Raw genomic sequence first — 17203 nt, 5'->3', positions numbered from 1 at the left:
CCTAGAGAAACGCCCTCCAGGTGGACACATCCATGTCACCCCTGGTCAGACCCCGAATCTGCGCCTTCAGCCCGCTGAATTACGCGGAACGCAGGCGAGTGTGGCCGAGCTCGGGCGACCGGTAAGTGACGCGGAGGGGGGCGAAGTCGGCATCGGACATGATCAGAAACTACCGATGGATTTGATGCCCTGTCTGCCCTGCTTGTCCCGGCGGGCTCGCCTGAGGCGATGTAACCCTCTCCCAGGGGCGTAGTCCTTCACCGGCCAGGGGGACTGTTCGGTCTACTGGACAGACCCCGGAACCAGCCGTACCACCTGTTTCCGCAAAGAACGCGGGCCTGTGAGGGCTCTGTCTTTCGTGACGGGGGCGGGGGAGTTGTGCCGAGGCACGATAGTTGTCACCAGTGGTGCCTGTGACCTGGGCTTGTGGTCGCAGGAAGGCGCGGTAGCTGTCCCAGATTCGGCGCGCTACTTGTCACCAGCGCCGTCAGAAGCACGCTGGTTGTCGCTGGCTTCGGCAATCGCGGTCGATCGCCGGCCGTCCGAGGCTGGAGGGGGCCAGCCGATGTTTCCCTCGATCATGCGGCGAGCGAAGTCCCGGGCCTCGTCGAGGTACTTGATGTGGCGTGCGGAACGCTTTGTGCGGAAGTCGTGGTCGGCGCTGCCATTCTGCCCATCAGAATCATCGGGCTCATCGGATTCGTCCATGTCGAGGTGTGTGAGAAAGGCGACCAGCTCAGGGCGAGTGGTGCTTGCTGATGCGAGGCTCTCCCGGACGTGGCTGGGAAATCCGCTGGAGTATCGGGCGCCGTGGTACTCGTCGACGACGCCGAGGAACATCGTGTCGAGGCTGGGAAACGATGCCTGGTCGATGACTTCTGCCGGTAGTGGCAGAGCGTGCTTTCGCGTGCCGGCGTTCCAGCAGTCTTGTTCAAGGTCAAGTTCGAGAAGCAGCTGGGCTGCTCGGGATGTGGCGAGTTCGATCAGGCCGTCGTCCCCGATGATGTTGTCGTGCAGGTTCAGGTCCCAGAGCTGGGGCAGCATCGCCCACGAGGCGAGGGCTATCGCGCCGCGCGTCCCGACGCTGTTGTAGGCCAGCGAGATGCCGCGGAGGCGGGGCGCGGAGATCGTTGCCGTGAGTGCTTCTATGTCGTCGTCGCCGAGACCGCACTCGGAGACGTTCAAGGTTTGCAGCGTGCGCCAGACCGGGGCGTTCGCGAGCGCGCTGGGCCAGGTTCCGACTGGATTGTCTGACAGGTCGAGGGTCTTGAGCCGCTGCAGCTGCTCGGACTTCATCAAGGCGGCGAAGCCGTCCACTCCGAGCCCGGTGGCGGCCATGTTCAGGTACGTCAACTTCGCGGCGTTGTCCGACGAAGCCCATGCGCCGGCGCCGGCGTCGCCGACCGGTTGGATGTCGGGGCGCCCGTAGTACGGTGAGCCACTCTTGCGGCCGCTCAGGTCGAGGTATTCCAGTGCGGGCATCCGAACGTCGGTCGCCAGTTGCCGCGCCGCGTTCATGCCGAGCCGGTTGCGGCTCAGGTCGAGGTGGCGCAGGCGCGGAAAGGCTCCTGCAGCAGTGAACGCTCCGGTCGTGATGTCCGTGGCGACGAGATCTGCGAGCACCAGCTTCTCGATGCGATCGTGGTTGATCGCCCCGAGGATGTTCACGATGGTCGCGTCGCCGACCGGAAGCAGTTCCAGGGTCAGCTCGGTCAGCTGAGGGAGCACGCTGCTGGCGATGATGGCGTCCACGCCCCGATGACCGAGTCCCTCCCGACCCAGTCCCATGGACTTGCCCAGCACCCTGAGGGTACGCAGGTTCGCGAGATCGGCATGTGCGAAGAACGCCTCGCATGCGCTGTCGTCCTGCTCGATGATATTGCCGAAGTACGGCTTCCACAGCGGCTGGCGTCCGTCGTGGCCGCAGCGGAAGCCGATCGCCAGGTGGTCGAGCTGGGCGAGGCCCTCACAGTCAGCAAGGGCTTGGGCTTCCTCGATGTCGCACACGAGTACATCGGCGGAGCGCAGGTCCGGCACAAGTCCCGAACGCATCAGGCGCACCAGATCAGGCGCCCGCAGACTCGAGTGCCGCAGCCGCCACGGCGGCCCGGCGACCGGGCGGAACGGTGGCTTCCTGAAATGGAGCAGGTCCTCCCGCACGTCCACCAGGTTCAGCGATTCGAGCCGCCTTATGGCAGAAGTGCGAGCGAGCCTTGCGACCAACTCCTCATCCGTTTCGGTGAGACCCCGGACCTGGATCGACCGCAGGTTGTCCCAGTGGTCCATCGCTTCGACCAATGCCAAGAGTTGATCGCGCGCGTACCAGGCGAGGTCGAGATGGGTTACGCCACGCACTTCAGGATGAGCGCGTGGATCCGGCAGGACGGCGTCGAGAGTGCCGCAGCGTTCGGTTTTCAGCGCCAGTGATCGGACGAGAGGCCAGACCGGTTTCGTGTGGCCGGCCTTCAGCGCGGCAAGCCAGGACCACGGTGCCTCGCGCTCCGTGTCAGGCCACGAAGCGAGTCGCTCCTCACACGACGAGAGGAACTCCTGCGGACTGTCCGCACGGCCCAGAGCAGCGCAGAGAGCACGGAAGGCGAGCTTGCTCGGAGGGCCTTGCAGTATCCGCTCTGCCTCGGCGCCGTAGTCGATCACGACCGTAAAGTACAGCCTGTCGACACCCATGGTCACGAGGGACCAGCTCGAGACCTTGGCCGGACAGCACGCTGACGCCGATCCACCCCGGTGACAGGACGCCCGCTTCCACGACAACTAGGGTGCTTCGGCTCAGGGGTGGCCGACTACCGCTCTCAAAGTGGCCAGCTACTGCTCCCACTGGCCATCTATCGCTCACACGCTCACATCCCCGATGGCCTGCTGCCACGTTCTCTGACATCTCCCGTGCCGTTCTGACATCTGCAAGCGCGCCAGACAGCGAGGGGCCTGATGAAGCCCCGTGGGCTTGACTGGGCAAATGAACGCTTTTTTAATTCGCTCAACGACGTGTCCCACCACAGACGGGAAACGAGAGCCCATGAAGGTACAGATCGACCCCGGACGTTGTCATGGTCACGGGCGCTGCTACGACCTCGCGCCCGGCCTGTTCGGCGAGGACGACGAGGGCTACGGCACCGTGCTCGGCGGTGGCGAAGTGCCGCCTGAGCAGGAGGAGGGCGCACGCCTGGCCTCGTCCAACTGCCCCGAACGCGCGATCGAGGTGCTGGACGGAGCGCTGCGATGACGGCCGGCGAGCGCTTCGGCGAGGAACTGGAGGAACAGCGCAAGAGCCGCCCGATCGGCACCGTCACCGAGATCGTCACCGACCCGGTCTCCGACTGGGCGACCGATTTCTCCCATGTCGATCCCGTATGGGCGGCCGATCCTTATCCGATCCAGGACGACCTCCGGCAGCGCTGCCCGATCGCGCACACCGAGCGGTTCGGCGGGGTGTGGCTGCCCACCACGTACGAGGACGTCGCCGCGGTCGCGTACGACACCGAGCGCTTCACCTCCCGGGCCATCATCGTGAGCAACGTGCGCCCGCCGAAGGACCTGGCCCCGGTGGGAGCCGTGCCGCCGATCTCCTCCGATCCGCCCTTCCACCACGACGCCAGGAAGCTGCTGCTGCCTGCGTTCACCAAGTCGGCGGTGGCCAAGCGGGAGGAGGCGACCAGGGCGTTCTGCCACGCGCTGATCGACCAGATGGAGGGCCGGGAGGTGGTGGACGCCGCCCGCGAGTACGCTCAGCACATCCCCATGCGGGTGATCTCCGACATGCTCGGCTTCCCGCCGGAGGACGGCCCGCGCTTCGCCAGGTTCGTCGAGATCGCGCTGGAGAGCATCAACAAGCCGCAGGACGAGCGGCTGCAGGGCTTCGACCAGCTCACGGACTACCTGGTGGCGCAGATTCAGGACCATGTCGCCAACCCGCGCGACGACCTGACGACGTACCTCATCAACGCCGAGCTGTACGGCCGCAAGCTGGAGCCCCTGCACGTCGTCGGCACGATGACGCTGCTGCTCATCGCGGGGATCGACACGACGTGGAGCGCGATCGGCGCGTCCCTGTGGCATCTGGCCAAGACGCCGGCCGACCGCGAACGGCTCGTGGCGGAGCCGGGGCTGCTGCCGACCGCGATGGAGGAGTTCCTGCGCGCCTACGCGCCGGTCACCATGGCCCGCCTGGTCAGGGAGGACATGACCTGGAACGGCGTGGACATGAAGGAGGACGACTGGGTCCTGCTCTCCTTCCCCGCCGCCAACCGCGACCCGGCCCAGTTCGACCGGGCCGGCGAGGTGGTCATCGACCGGGAGGTGAACCGGCACGCCGCCTTCGGGCTGGGCATCCACCGCTGCGTGGGCTCCCACCTGGCCCGGATGGAGCTGCGGGTGGCGCTGGAGGTGTGGCTGGAACGGGTTCCGGTGTTCGAGCTGGCCGATCCGGCGTCGGTGACGTGGGCCGCCAGCCAGGTGCGCGGGCCTCGTGCGCTTCCCCTGCGCATCGGCTGACCCGGCGGGCATGGCCCACGCCCTGGACGGCGGGATGGAGTGAATCTAGAATCGAAATCTAGAATTAAGCTCTCATACCTGAGGTGGGCCATGCCACATCGGATCTACGTCGACGGCGAGTGGGTTCCGGCCGGCGGCGGCGCGGCGATACCGGTGGTGAACCCCGCCACCGAGGAGGCCTTCGCGGAGGTGCCGCGCGGCGACGCCAAGGACGTGGCCAGAGCCGTGGAGGCGGCGGCCGCCGCGCTGCCCGCGTGGTCGGCCCGGCCCGCCGCCGAGCGCGCGGCGCTGTGCGCGGCCGTGGCGGACGCGCTGCGGGACCGCACGGACGAGCTGACCGAGATGATCGTGGACGAGCTGGGCATGCCGCTCCGGCTGACCCGGCCCATCCAGGTGGGCGCGCCGGTCCGCACGTTCGCCTCCATGCCGGACATCGCGGCCGGGCTGGAGTTCGAGGAACGGCTCGGCGACTCGGTGGTCTACCGGGACCCGATCGGCGTGGTCGGCGCGATCACGCCGTGGAACTATCCGCTGCACCAGATCGCGGCCAAGGTCGCCCCCGCGCTCACCGCGGGCTGCACGGTGGTGCTCAAGCCGAGCGAGGTGACGCCGCTCAACGCGTTCGTGCTGGCCGACGTGATGCACGAGGCGGGGTTCCCGCCGGGCGTGTTCAACCTGGTCTCGGGCACGGGACCCGAGGCCGGGGAGGCGCTGGCCGGGCATCCGCTGGTGGACATGATCTCCTTCACCGGCTCCACCCGCGCCGGGCGGCGGGTCGTCGAGCTGGCCGCCGCCGGGGTGAAGCGCACCGCCCTGGAGCTGGGCGGCAAGTCGCCGAACGTGCTGCTCGACGACCTCGACGACGCCGCCTTCGAGGACGCGGTACGCAAGGGCGTCGGCGCCTGCTACCTCAACTCGGGCCAGACCTGCTCGGCGCTGACCCGGCTGCTGGTCCCGCGTGAGCGGCTGGCCCAGGCGGAGCTGATCGCGGCCGAGGAGGCGCGGACGTACACGACGGGCGATCCCCGCGACCCGGCCACGCGGCTCGGGCCGCTGGTGTCGGCGGTACAGCGGGAGCGCGTACGCGATCATCTGCGGGCGGCGGCCGCGGCCGGCGCGACGGTCGTGACCGGCGGGCCGGACGCCCCCGAGGGGCTGGAGCGCGGCTACTACGTGCGGCCGACCGTGGTGAGCGGCGTCACGCCCGAATCGCGGATCGCCCAGGAGGAGATCTTCGGGCCGGTCCTGGTCGTGCTGCCCTACGACGGGGAGGACGACGCGGTCCGGATCGCCGACGGGACCGCGTACGGGCTGGCGGCCGGCGTGCGCTCCGCCGACCCGGAACGCGCCCGCCGGGTGGCCAGGCGCCTGCGGGCCGGGCAGATCCGGATCAACGACGGCGCGCACAACGGCCTGGCCCCCTTCGGCGGCTTCAAGCAGTCGGGGTACGGCCGCGAGTACGGCCGCTTCGGGCTGGAGGAGTTCCTCACCACCACGTCCGTGCAGTTCTGAATCCCGGGGGAGATCACATGCGAGGCGTCGTCCTGCGCGAGGCGGGCAAACCGGTCGAGGTCAGCGACGAGCTGACGCTGCGGCCGCCGGGGGCCGGGGAGGTGCGGGTACGGCTGCGGGCGGCCGGAGTCTGTCACTCCGACCTGTCCATGTGCGAGGGCAGGCTGCCCGCGCGCCTGCCCCTCGTGCCCGGCCACGAGGGCGCGGGCGAGGTGGTCGAGCTCGGGCCGGGCGTGACGGGCCCGCCGGTCGGCACGCACGTGATCCTGTCCTGGATCCCGCCCTGCGGCGCCTGCCACCTGTGCCTGGGCGGCCAGCCGAACCTGTGCGTCAGCGTCCGCCCCTCCGGGCCGCCCGCGCTGCGGCTCGGCGCCGAGCCCGCGCACGCCGCGCTCGGCGTGGGCTGCTTCGCCGAGGAGTGCGTGGTCGACGCGCGGGCGGCGATCCCGATCCCGGACGACGTGCCGTTCGACGTGGCGGCGGTGGTCGGCTGCGCGGTGCTCACCGGCGTGGGCGCCGTGGTCAACACCGCCCGGGTCCGGCCCGGCTCGTCGGTCCTGGTGATCGGCTGCGGCGGCGTCGGGATCAACGTGCTGCAGGGCGCCGCCCTGGCCGCGGCCGCCCCCGTGCTGGCCGTGGACCGCGTGCCGGAGAAGCTGGAGGTGGCGCGCGGGTTCGGCGCCACGCACACGGCCACGCCGGACGAACTGGACGAGGTGGCCGAGGAGTTGACCGAGGGGCGGGGCTTCGACTACGCCTTCGAGGTCGTGGGCCGTTCGCAGACCATCAGGCAGGCGTGGCGGGCCACCCGCCGCGGCGGCACCACCGTCGTGGTCGGCGCCGGCAGCGCCGACGACATGGTGTCGTTCAGCGCCGCCGAGCTGTTCGCCACCGAGCGGCGGCTGCTCGGCTGCCTGTACGGCTCCGGCGACGTGCGCACGGACTTCGGGCGGCTGCTGCGGCTGTGGCGGGCCGGGCGGCTCGACCTGGACGGGCTGATCAGCAGGCGCATCACGCTGGACGACGTGGGTGAGGCGTTCACGGCCATGGGATCGGGCGACGTGATCCGCTCCCTGGTCACGTTCTGACGATGCCACGACCCACACCCGCACCGACCTCGGGGGCCCGCCCCAGCCCTCCCGCCGAGCAGGACGAGCGGGCGCGGCTGCGCTACGCGTGGCGGGTGCTGTCGGTGGTCGGCCTGGCCAGCATCGTCACCGCCCTCGGCAGTAGCTCGCTGAACGTGGCGCTGCCCGAGGTCGTGCGGCACTTCGATTCGAGCGCCGCCGCCGCGAGCTGGATCCTGCTGTCGTTCATGCTGGCCAACACCGTGCTCATGGTGGTGTTCGGCCGGCTGGCGGACATGTTCGGCCGGCGTTCGCTGTATCTGTGGGGCCTGGCCGTCTACACCGGCGCCAGCCTGCTGCTGGGCTTCGCGCCGACCGACTGGTACGTCGTCGGGCTGCGGGTGGTGCAGGCGGCCGGCGGCGCGATGTTGCTGACCAACAGCGCCGCGCTGCTCACCGACGCCTTCCCGCGCCGCCACCTCGGCCGCGGCATGGGGATCTACATCGCCTCCTTCTCGGTCGCCCAGCTCGCGGGGCCCACGCTGGGCGGGTTCCTGACGCACCGGTTCGGCTGGGAATGGGTGTTCTGGTACAACGTGCCCCTCGGCGTGCTCTGCCTGGTCTGGGGCGCGGTCACACTGCGCCGCACCGAGGCCGCCACCGGGGAGCGCGGCATCGACGTGCCGGGCAACCTGCTGGTGCTGGTGTCGCTGGGCGGGCTGCTGTTCGGGCTGTCGCAGGCGGCCGACCTCGGCTGGACGGATCCGGTGGTGCTGGGCGGGATCGTACTGTTCGCCGTGCTCGTCCCGGTGTTCGTGCTGGTCGAGCGGCGCAGCCGTCATCCGGTGGTGGACGTGCGGCTGTTCGCCGACCGGGTGTTCGCGCTCGACCTGCTGGCCTCGTTCCTCAGCACGGTCGGCCGGATGGCGGTCGTGCTGCTGATCGCGCTGTTCTACCAGGCGGTGCACGGCGAGGATCCGGTGTCGGCCGGGCTGAAGGTGCTGCCGCTGTCCGTCGCGATGACGGTCGCCTCGATGTGCGCGGGGCCGCTGCACGGGTGGCTCGGCGCGCGGATGACGGCCCTGCTCGGGAACGTCGTCGGCACGGCCGGGCTCCTGGTGCTGCTGTCGTTCGTCTCGGCCGACGCCGGTTACGCGGTGATCTGCCTGGGGATGGTGCTGGTCGGGGCCGGGGCGGGGATGTTCATGCCCGCCACCGCCACCTCCCTGCTGGACCGGCTGCCCGCGCACCGGGTCGGCATCGTCAACGCGATGCGGCTCATGGTGCAGAACACCGGCGTCGTGGTCAGCACGGCGCTGGCCCTGTCGCTCGTGACCGGCCCGCTGCCGGCCGCCCTGCGGCCCGCGGTCTTCGCCGGCACCCTGTCGCACGTCTCCCCCGGCGACGTGGCCCACCTCGTCACCGGCTACCGGATCGCGCTGGGGGTGCTGACCGCCGTCTCCGTGCTCGCCGTGCTCGCCTCCCTGTTCAGCCGCCGCCAGCCCGGCCGCCGTCCGGAACCGGTGCGGCCGAGCGGCGGGCCCGCCTCGTGATCCTTCCTCCCGACACCTCGCGGGACGTGCGCCCCGGCTGGGTGCGGGTCGACTGTCACGTGCACACCGTCGCGTCCGGCGACGCCGTCACCACGATCGCCCAGCTCGCCGAGCGGGTCGCGACCCACCGGATCGACGTCGTCTGTCTCACCGAGCACAACCAGCTCGCGGGGACGGCGGAGCGGCTGTCCGGGGAGATCGGGGCCCGGGTGGTGCCCGGTGAGGAGATCCGCACCGGCTCGGGGGAGCTGATCGGGCTGTTCCTGACCGAGCGGGTCCCGTACGTGCTGGCGGCCCGCGAGGTGGTGCGGCGGATCCGCGCGCAGGGCGGGATCGTGTGCGCGCCGCACCCGTACGACCCGCAGCGCTCGGGCGTCGGTGCCGAGCTGGTCGAGCTGTGCGCGGCCGGGCTGATCGACGCGGTCGAGGTGTTCAACGCCAAGGTCGCCGACCAGGAGCACAACCGGGCCGCGCTGCGGACGGCGCTGGCGTACGGGCTGCCCGGCACGGTGGGCTCGGACGCGCACGACCCGGACGGGATCGGGGCCGCGTACCTGGAGATGCCCGACTTCGACGGACCGGACTCCTTCCTGACGGCCCTGCGCGAGGCGGTGCGGCACGGCGAGTACCGCCCGCACGCGCCCCGCTACCCGCGAGGTCCGTCCTGAGCGGTGCCGCCCAGGGTGCCGAGGGCCATGGTGAGGCCGGTGACGGCCGTGACCAGGTCCGCGCCGAGCCGCCGCCACGCCGCCGCGGCGACCGGGGCGGGCGGTTGCTCCCGGGCCAGCTCCGTCTCCAGCTCGGCCGACATGTGCACGATGAGCTGCCGGGTCATGTCCTTCGACCGGGCGCTGCCCGGGTGGCCGGCGTCGTGCAGGCGGCGCAGCGAGGCCGTGTTCAGGTGCGCCCGCACGGCGTACTCGCGCAGCGCCGGCTCGACCGTGACCTGCGCGAGGAAGCGGCCGTACCAGGAGGGGGTGCCCAGCTCGATGTGGTGCTCGATGCGGGGCAGCACGATGTGGCCGACCCGGTCGCGCGGCCCCGGCTCGCCCCGGCGCGCCGCCAGGGCGAGCCGGTGCCGCTCGATCGCCTCGGCGTGCTCGGCCAGGATCGCCTTGATCAGGTCGTCGCGGCCGGAGAAGTGGTACTGCACCGCCGACTTGTTCCGCTGCCCCGCGGCCTGCCCGATCTGGCGCAGGGAGACCTCGGCCAGGCCGTGGGTGGCGTACAGGCGCTCGGCCGTACGCATGATCACGTGTCTGACCAGGGCGGAGCGGGCCGACGCCGGCGCGGAGGTCACCAGGTGACCCACACGTCCTCGAGCCCGCCGGACAGCAGCCCCTTGCGCAGCCGCAGGTCCTCCACGCCGTCGCGCAGCCGCAGCGTGGGCAGCCTGCGGACGAGCGTGCCGAGCACCACCTGCAGCTCCAGGCGGGCCAGCGGCTGGCCGAGGCAGTAGTGGGCGCCCGCGCCGAAGCTCAGATGCTGGGCGGCGTTGGCCCGGCGCGGGTCGAACCGCTCGGGCTCGTCGAACCTGCGCGGGTCGCGGTTGGCGGCCGGGCGGCACGGGATGACGGTCGCTCCGGCCGGCACCACGGATCCGTCCAGGTCGGCGTCCTCGGTGGCGACGCGGGGGAAGCCGATGACGCTGAGCGTGGTGTCCAGCCGCAGGACCTCCTCCACGGTGCCCTGGATCAGCTCCGGGTCGTCGATGACCGCCTGGTAGCGCTCACGCTCCGACAGGAGCATCGCCGCCATGACGGCGATCATGTTGGAGGTGGTCTCGTGGCCGGCCAGCAGCAGGGCGCGTACCGTGGCGATGAGCTCCTGGTGGCTGAGCCGCCCGTCCTCGCTGTCGGAGATCTGGGTGAGCTCGCTGAGCAGGTCGTCGCCCGGGTCGGCGCGCCTTTCGTCGACGAGGGCGGAGACGTAGGCGTCGAACTCCCGGTAGGCCTCCTCCACCTCGGCCTGGCTGTAGCGGGTCAGCGTGAGCATGACCTGCGACCAGCGGGCGAACTTGTCCTGGTCCGCGCTCGGCGCGCCGACCAGCGCGCAGATGACCCGTACCGGCAGGGGCAGCCCGAGCCCGGCCGACAGGTTGGCCGGGGAGCCCCACTTGACCAGCTCGTCCACGAGTTCGTCGGCCATGGCCTGCACGCGGGGCCGCCAGGCCTCCATCCGCTTGATGGTGAAGGAGCGGCTCAGCAGCCGCCGCCAGCGCATGTGCCCCTCCCCCTCCCGCATGTCCGTGCCCTCGCCGGCCCGGGCGAAGATGCCGCCGTCCTTCGTGGTGGACACGCGCGCGGCGTCCCCGCCGCCGCGGCGGAAGCGCGAGTCGGTGAGCACGGTACGCACGTCGTCGTAGCGGGTGAGCAGCCGGGCGGTGTCGCCGCTGGGCAGCCGCACGTGCGCCACGGGGCAGCCGGCCTGCAGCTCGGCCCACTCGTGCGGCGGCTCCAGGGTGGCGGATCGGTCGAACGGGTAGTTCGGCAGGCTGTCGCTCATCGGCCCCTCCATCGTTGACATTCCGATCAACTTTAAGGCGATCGCCTTAGTTAGACCAGAGCCCCGGTGGATTCCACCTTCCCGAAGCAGGCAGGCGGGGTACGAGTCTCCCGATGTGTGCATGAAACACTCGATGTGTAGAGTGCACACCGCTCTCGCGTCGATCACAGAAGGGGGAATCGCGTGGCCGAGCCCGGTTCCGGGGGCCGCCCCCAAGGCATCGTCACCGTGATGGCGGTGGCCGGCATCGTCGCCTCTCTCACCCAGACCCTGGTCGTGCCCCTGATCGGCGAGCTGCCGGTGCTCCTCGGCACCTCGGCGTCGAACGCCTCCTGGGTGGTCACGGCCACACTGCTGGCCGGAGCGGTCACGACGCCGGTGATGGGGCGGCTGGGCGACCTGTACGGCAAGCGCCGCATGATGCTCGTCTGCACGGTCCCGCTCGTCCTCGGCTGCGTCGTCTGCGCGCTGGCCGGCTCCCTCACCCCGATGATCATCGGCCGTGGCCTGCAGGGCATGGGCATGGGGATGATCCCGCTGGGCATCAGCGCCCTGCGCGACGTGCTGCCGCCCGACCGGCTCGGCCCGGCCATCGCGCTCATGAGCTCGTCCATGGGCATCGGCGGCGCGCTCGGCCTGCCGGTGGCCGCCGCGGTCGCCGAGTACGCCAGCTGGCGGGCGCTGTTCTGGGCCACGGCCGTGCTGAGCCTCGCGGTCGGCGTCCTCATCCGGCTGCTGGTGCCGCCCACGCCCGCCGGAGCGCGCGGCCGCATCGACCTGGTGGGCGCGCTGGGACTCGGCGCGGGCCTGATCTGCCTGCTGCTCGGCGTCTCCAAGGGAGCCGACTGGGGCTGGGGCAGCGGCACCACCCTCGGTCTGCTGGCCGCGGCGGCGATCGTCCTGCCGGTGTGGGGCTGGTGGGAGCTGCGCGTCCGCGACCCCCTGGTCGACCTGCGGGTCACCGCCCGGCCCCAGGTCCTGCTGACCAACGTGGCCTCGATCGTGGTCGGCTTCTCGATGTACGCCCAGTCGCTCATCGTGATCCAGATCCTGCAGCTGCCCGAGGCCACCGGCTACGGCCTGGGCCAGTCGATGCTGGCCTCCGGTCTGTGGATGGCGCCGTCGGGGCTGATGATGATGATCGTCTCACCGGTCGGCGCCCGCCTGTCGGCCGCCCGCGGCCCCAAGGTGACGCTGATCGTCGGCAGCCTCGTCATGGCCCTCGGGTACGGCTCCTCCATGCTCCTGCTCGGCAGCCCGTGGGGCCTGCTGATCGTCACCTGCCTGTGCGCCGTCGGCATCGGGTTCGCCTACGGCTCGATGCCCGCCCTCATCATGGGCGCGGTGCCCCGCTCGGAGACCGGCGCGGCCAACAGCTTCAACACGCTCATGCGCTCCATCGGCACCACCGTGTCGGCGGCGGTGGTCGGGCTGGTCCTGTCGCAGCTGACCATCGACTTCGGCGGCCGGGCGCTGCCGTCGGAGGCGGGGTTCCGTACCGGCATGCTGATCGGGTGCGGGGCCGCGCTCGCGGCCGCGGCGATCACCCTGGCGCTGCCGGGGCGGCGCGATCCCGACTCGGCGGCCGTGCCCGTCTCCGCCGTCGGACAGCACTGACCCCTCAAAGCTCGCGCGCGGGCACCATCATGCCGCCTTGACCAGCGCGGACGTCGGCCCGACGCGGTCAAGATTCCTTGAACGTCATGACGCGGGGTGGTTCGTGGCGCCGCCGCCTCCCCTGGCTTAGCGTGCCGCTGCAGATCTCTTCTGCGGGTGTACCAAAGGGGGTAATCCATGCTGCGTCATTCCCTGGCCGGCGGTCTCGTCCTGGCCGCCGCGAGCTGTTTCCTGGCCGCCGGATCCGTCGCGCACGCCGACATCTACGCGCCGTACGCGAGGGCCGGCGCGATCGTCGACGCCGACGGTGGACTGAACAACTACAAGAACGTCATCTCCTCCGAGCGGGTCGCCACCGGCCGCTACTGCGTCGAGGTCTCCCACAAGGTGGACGTCACGGGCGCGCTGATCCAGATCACCCCGCGTGACGCGCGGCGGCTGCCGCACATCGCCTACCGGAACCCGTCCCCGACGTGCGAGGGGCACAACACGCTCGCCGTCCACGTCTACGACACCAGCACGGGGCGTCTGGCGGACGGCGGCTTCGACGTCACCATCTCCTGACCGGGTCCCGGGACAGAAAGGCACACAGACATGAACACCATCAAACGCCTGGCCGCGGCGGCGCTCACCGCCGCCGCGGTCCTGGCCCCGGTCGCTCCCGCGCTGGCCGACACGCCGTACGCCCAGGCGTCGATCGTGATCGGCCGGGACGGCTCGCCGGTGGGTGACAGCAAGAACGTCGTGCACGCCTGGCAGGTGCGCGAGGGGCTCTACTGCGTCATCCTCGGCCACGAGGTCGACCTGGAGGGCCCGGTGGCGGTGCACGCCACGCCGGTGGGCCTGTGGGGCGACCCGCGCTGGCTGAGCGTGACCGTGAAGTCCCCGTGGTGCCACGCGGGCCTGCACGGCGTCTCCGTCCGCAGCCTCGACACCGAGGGTCATCCGAGCGACGCCTCGTTCGTCCTGACCGTCTCCTGACGGATCTTTCCGGGGCCCGCCACCATCGTGGCGGGCCCTCGCCGGTTTCCCGGGACTTTCGTCCCTACGATCGCGGCCGCGCCCGCTGTAGCGTCGGGAGCATGATTCGGGTGTTCCTGCTGGACGATCACGAGGTCGTCCGGCGCGGGGTGGCGGCGTTGCTGGAGTCAGAGGACGACATCGAGGTGATCGGCGAGGCCGGCACGGCCGAGTCCGCCATCGCCCGCATCCCGGCGCTCGCGCCGGACGTGGCGGTCCTGGACGTACGGCTGCCCGACGGCAACGGCGTGGACGTCTGCCGCGAGGTGCGCTCCCGGGTGCCCGGGCTGGCCTGCCTGATGCTGACCTCCTTCGCCGACGACGACGCCCTGTTCGACGCCGTGATGGCCGGGGCCGCCGGCTACGTCCTCAAGCAGATCCACGGCTCCGACCTCGTCGGCGCGGTCCGTACGGTCGCCTCCGGTCAGTCGCTGCTCGACCCCCAGACCACCGCCGCCATGCTGCACCGCCTGCGCGACCAGGCCGCCAGGAAGGACCCGCTCGCGGCGCTGACCGAGCAGGAGCGCCACATCCTCGACCTCATCGGCGAGGGGCTGACCAACCGGCAGATCGGCGAGCGCATGTTCCTGGCCGAGAAGACGGTCAAGAACTACGTCTCCAACCTGCTGGCCAAGCTCAGCATGCAGCGCCGCACGCAGGCCGCCGCGCTCTCCGCCCGGCTGCGCGCGGGACGCGGCGACTGAAGGCCACCCCGCTCACTCCACGGTGAAGACGAAGCGGTGCGCGCCGGAGGGGACGCGGGCGGTCAGGCGCACGCGGTGGATCGTCTCGATCTCGCCGCGATGGCCGCGTACGTCCCGTTCCTCGGTCTGGGCCCGCCATCCGGGCGGGACCGCGAGCGCGAGCGGCCCCCACGTCACCCGCCCCGGCTCCACGGACGGGCGTACGCGGGAGACGAACAGCTCCTCCACCAGCGCCTCCCCGCTGCCGAGCGTGAAGTCGTCCTCCAGCTCCAGCCGGCCGGCCCGCCAGCGGAACGTGCGGACGAGCCGGTCGAGCGCGGGGGCGTCGTAGGCGGCGGTGAGGTCGAGCGCGAAGGTCAGCGCGCCGTCGCCGGCGGCGTGCGCGACGACCACGGCCCGGCGGCCCGGCCCCGGCTGCTGGCCGGCGCCGTCGATCAGCGGGACGGAGTGCCATTCCGCCGAGGCGTGGGGCACCTGGTAGCGGCCCTCGCGGAAGTAGTCGCGGGTGTACTCGGGCGCGCCGAGGTCGTCGAGCAGCGTCCGCCCGTGCCCGCGCAGCACGAAGTGGCCGAGGTCGAGGTGGTTGTGCGGCTCGTCGTTGTGCCCGCCCTTGGCGGCGAAGGCGGTGCCGTCCGACCTGGCCACCACGATCGCGGCGTCCGGCAGGTACGAGTGCGGCTCAGGATCCGTCTCGGGGACGTCCTGCGACCACCACAGCGTGCGGCTCAGGTGGGCCCACCGGTAGCAGGGGTCGTCGTGGAAGGACGGCTCACCGGTGCGGACCGGCAGCGGCACGCCGAGACGGCCGGACAGGCGGCACAGCAGCCCCAAAGGGTAGCCGCCCTCGCCGTGCGCGTCGGCGAAGGCGGGCCTGGCGCCGTCGCCGAGGTCGATCCTGGCCGGGTAGGCGGCCATCTCCCGTACGTGCGGATCGTCCAGCAGATTCTCGCCGGTGTGCTCGCACAGCGCCTCGGCGAAGTAGGTGAAGTAGCCGAACCCGTAGGTCCAGTAGTCCGGCCCCTCCAGGCAGGCCCCGTCCCGGCCCGCGCCCGACAGGAACGCCTCCATGGCCCCGCGCAGCCGGGGCAGCAGCGCGGGCAGGTGCGGAGAGCCGAGGGCGAGCGCGGCCATCCCGGCGGCGCCGGCGCACACGGCCGGCCAGTTGTGCCGCGCGCTCTCCCACCACATCGGGGCCGGATCGGCGTACAGGGGACGCAGCACCCTGCGGTCCACCTCCTCCCGGACGCGGGCCAGGACGCGCGGGTCGGCCAGGCCGTCGAGCAGGACGGCGGCCTCGGCCAGGGTGTGACCGGTCTCGGCGGCGAACAGGTCCACGAACGCCTCCCCCGGGCGGTCCTGGGACTCGTGGGCCGGCAGGACCCAGGTGCGCTCGTCGCACACCGACCACAGCAGGTCGTCCAGGGCCGGATCGGGCCGGCCGTCGAGGTGCGCGGCCAGGACGAGGGCGGCCAGGCGCCGTCGGCGTTCGAAGTAGGCGCGCTCGTAGGCCAGCCGGTCGCCGGTGTCGGCGAAGCGGCGCCAGAGGGTGAAGGTGAGCTCGGGGGCCGGGGTGGCGCGGGCCCGGTCGGCCTCCGCGCGGATCTCACGGACCAGCCGCCCGAGGCCGGCCTGCTGGGGGATGGGGGTGGCGATCATGCGTCCTTCCGTTTCCTGGCCTCGCGGCGCGGTCGTACCAGGAGAAATTGTCTCGCGACCGGCCGCGGCCCCGGATAGATTCGCTGGTGTGCACGAACCCCTCGAGATCGCGTGTGACGAGTCCGGCGCGGAGGGCGAGAAGCTCATCGGCGGCAACACCGACACGTTCGCGCACGCCAGCGTGCTGATGGACGCCGAGACGGCGGCGGCGTGCGTCGCGGAGCTGCGCGTGCGGGCGCCGACCCCCGCCACCCAGTACTCCGCGGGCCACGTGCTGCGCGACAAGCACCGGGCGGGGCTGCTGTGGCTGCTCAGCCCGAGCGGGCCGGTGCTCGGCAACGTGCGCGTGTTCCTCACCGACAAGACCTTCTACCTGGTGGGCAAGGTCGCCGGGCTGCTCCAGGACGACCACGCGCCGCGCCTCGGCCTCGACCCGGCGGCCGCGGCCACCGCCGTGACCCTCTACCGGGAGGGCCCGCGGGCGTTCGGCGCCGAGCGGTGGGCGGCCTTCCTCGACTCCTTCAACTACCTGCTGCGGGCCAAGAACGGCCAGGGGGTCGTCACGTCGGTCGAGGAGACGTTCGGGCTGGTGGACGAGCTGCGCGGGGCCGGCGGCGCGGCGGAGGCGATCATGGAGTCGCTGTGGCGGTCGCGGGACCGGGTCGAGGCGTTCAGGGAACGGCTGCTCGACGACCCCTACGTGTTCCCCGCGCTCGACCCGCTCATCCCGGCGATCGTCCGCGCGGTGACGTACTGGGGCGCGGATGGCCGCCCCGTCATGGTCGTCCACGACCAGCAGACCACGCTGACCGACGAGCGCGTCGCGCAGATGCGCGAGATCGCCGGCGGCCGGATGGCCGGGCTGCACCTGGTCGACTCGGAGCTGGACCAGCGGGTGCAGGTCGCCGACGTGATGGCGGGCGTGGTCCGCAAGGTCGCCACCGACGAGCTGCACGGCCGCGGCGATCCTGTGCTGACCGAGCTGATCCGCCCGTACGTGGATCCGGAGTCGATCTGGGGCGCTCCCGGCGTGGCCCCCGACCAGGTCATGTCCCGGTAA

General features: G+C 71.6%; 15 protein-coding genes. 11 read left to right on the top strand and 4 right to left on the bottom strand.

Going from position 1 to position 17203, the window contains the following annotated elements; all coding sequences use genetic code 11:
- Positions 1-468: 468 nt before the first annotated feature.
- A complete protein-coding gene (locus tag B0I32_RS34300; RefSeq protein WP_146178408.1) occupies positions 469-2655 on the bottom strand; it encodes a leucine-rich repeat domain-containing protein in 2187 nt (728 codons plus the stop codon).
- Positions 2656-3034: 379 nt separating this feature from the next.
- Here B0I32_RS34300 and B0I32_RS34295 point away from each other — a divergent pair, with 379 nt between their 5' ends.
- The 6 genes from B0I32_RS34295 (at position 3035) to B0I32_RS34270 (ending at position 9309) form a co-directional block, all read left to right on the top strand.
- The gene (locus tag B0I32_RS34295; RefSeq protein WP_106246865.1) at positions 3035-3241 is read left to right on the top strand and encodes a ferredoxin; all 207 of its coding nucleotides are present in this window, start codon (positions 3035-3037) and stop codon (positions 3239-3241) included.
- Entirely contained in the window at positions 3238-4509 is a 1272-nt protein-coding gene (locus B0I32_RS34290; RefSeq protein ID WP_106246863.1) for a cytochrome P450, read from the top strand. Before B0I32_RS34295 ends, B0I32_RS34290 begins: the two co-directional genes overlap by 4 nt.
- A 90-nt stretch (positions 4510-4599) precedes the next feature.
- Positions 4600-6021, top strand: coding sequence for an aldehyde dehydrogenase family protein (locus tag B0I32_RS34285; protein ID WP_106246861.1), 1422 nt, complete (start codon positions 4600-4602; stop codon positions 6019-6021).
- Between the two features lie 17 nt (positions 6022-6038).
- Positions 6039-7109, top strand: coding sequence for a Zn-dependent alcohol dehydrogenase (locus B0I32_RS34280; RefSeq protein WP_106246859.1), 1071 nt, complete (start codon positions 6039-6041; stop codon positions 7107-7109).
- A 2-nt stretch (positions 7110-7111) separates the two neighbouring features.
- Positions 7112-8641, top strand: a complete 1530-nt coding sequence (locus B0I32_RS34275; protein WP_106246857.1) for an MFS transporter — start codon at positions 7112-7114, stop codon at positions 8639-8641.
- Entirely contained in the window at positions 8638-9309 is a 672-nt protein-coding gene (locus B0I32_RS34270; protein ID WP_106246856.1) for a PHP domain-containing protein, read from the top strand. Before B0I32_RS34275 ends, B0I32_RS34270 begins: the two co-directional genes overlap by 4 nt.
- Here B0I32_RS34270 and B0I32_RS34265 read toward each other — a convergent pair.
- Entirely contained in the window at positions 9288-9941 is a 654-nt protein-coding gene (locus B0I32_RS34265; protein ID WP_146178407.1) for a TetR/AcrR family transcriptional regulator, read from the bottom strand. The genes B0I32_RS34270 and B0I32_RS34265 overlap by 22 nt on opposite strands.
- Entirely contained in the window at positions 9938-11146 is a 1209-nt protein-coding gene (locus tag B0I32_RS34260; RefSeq protein ID WP_106246852.1) for a cytochrome P450, read from the bottom strand. The genes B0I32_RS34265 and B0I32_RS34260 overlap by 4 nt, the downstream gene beginning before the upstream one ends.
- 183 nt (positions 11147-11329) lie before the next feature.
- Here B0I32_RS34260 and B0I32_RS34255 point away from each other — a divergent pair, with 183 nt between their 5' ends.
- The 4 genes from B0I32_RS34255 to B0I32_RS34240 all read left to right on the top strand — a co-directional run bounded on the left by B0I32_RS34255 (position 11330) and on the right by B0I32_RS34240 (position 14487).
- Positions 11330-12763: an MFS transporter gene (locus B0I32_RS34255; protein WP_245956200.1), complete on the top strand. Its 1434-nt coding sequence runs from the start codon at positions 11330-11332 to the stop codon at positions 12761-12763.
- 177 nt (positions 12764-12940) lie between these two features.
- Entirely contained in the window at positions 12941-13327 is a 387-nt protein-coding gene (locus B0I32_RS34250; protein WP_106246851.1) for a hypothetical protein, read from the top strand.
- 30 nt (positions 13328-13357) lie between these two features.
- A complete protein-coding gene (locus B0I32_RS34245) occupies positions 13358-13744 on the top strand; it encodes a hypothetical protein (protein WP_106246849.1) in 387 nt (128 codons plus the stop codon).
- Positions 13745-13845: 101 nt separating this feature from the next.
- Positions 13846-14487, top strand: a complete 642-nt coding sequence (locus tag B0I32_RS34240; protein WP_106246847.1) for a response regulator transcription factor — start codon at positions 13846-13848, stop codon at positions 14485-14487.
- Positions 14488-14499: 12 nt separating this feature from the next.
- On the opposite strand, the gene B0I32_RS34235 is transcribed toward B0I32_RS34240, so the two are convergent.
- Positions 14500-16143: a heparinase II/III family protein gene (locus B0I32_RS34235; protein ID WP_181308070.1), complete on the bottom strand. Its 1644-nt coding sequence runs from the start codon at positions 16141-16143 to the stop codon at positions 14500-14502.
- Positions 16144-16231: 88 nt separating this feature from the next.
- Between B0I32_RS34235 and B0I32_RS34230 the strand changes: the two genes are divergently transcribed.
- The gene (locus B0I32_RS34230) at positions 16232-17203 is read left to right on the top strand and encodes an HAD family hydrolase (RefSeq protein ID WP_106246843.1); all 972 of its coding nucleotides are present in this window, start codon (positions 16232-16234) and stop codon (positions 17201-17203) included.

The sequence above is a fragment of the Nonomuraea fuscirosea genome (assembly GCF_003001935.1).
Classification (GTDB): Bacteria; Actinomycetota; Actinomycetes; order Streptosporangiales; family Streptosporangiaceae; genus Nonomuraea; species Nonomuraea fuscirosea.
This window is presented reverse-complemented; position numbering and strand designations above follow the sequence as displayed.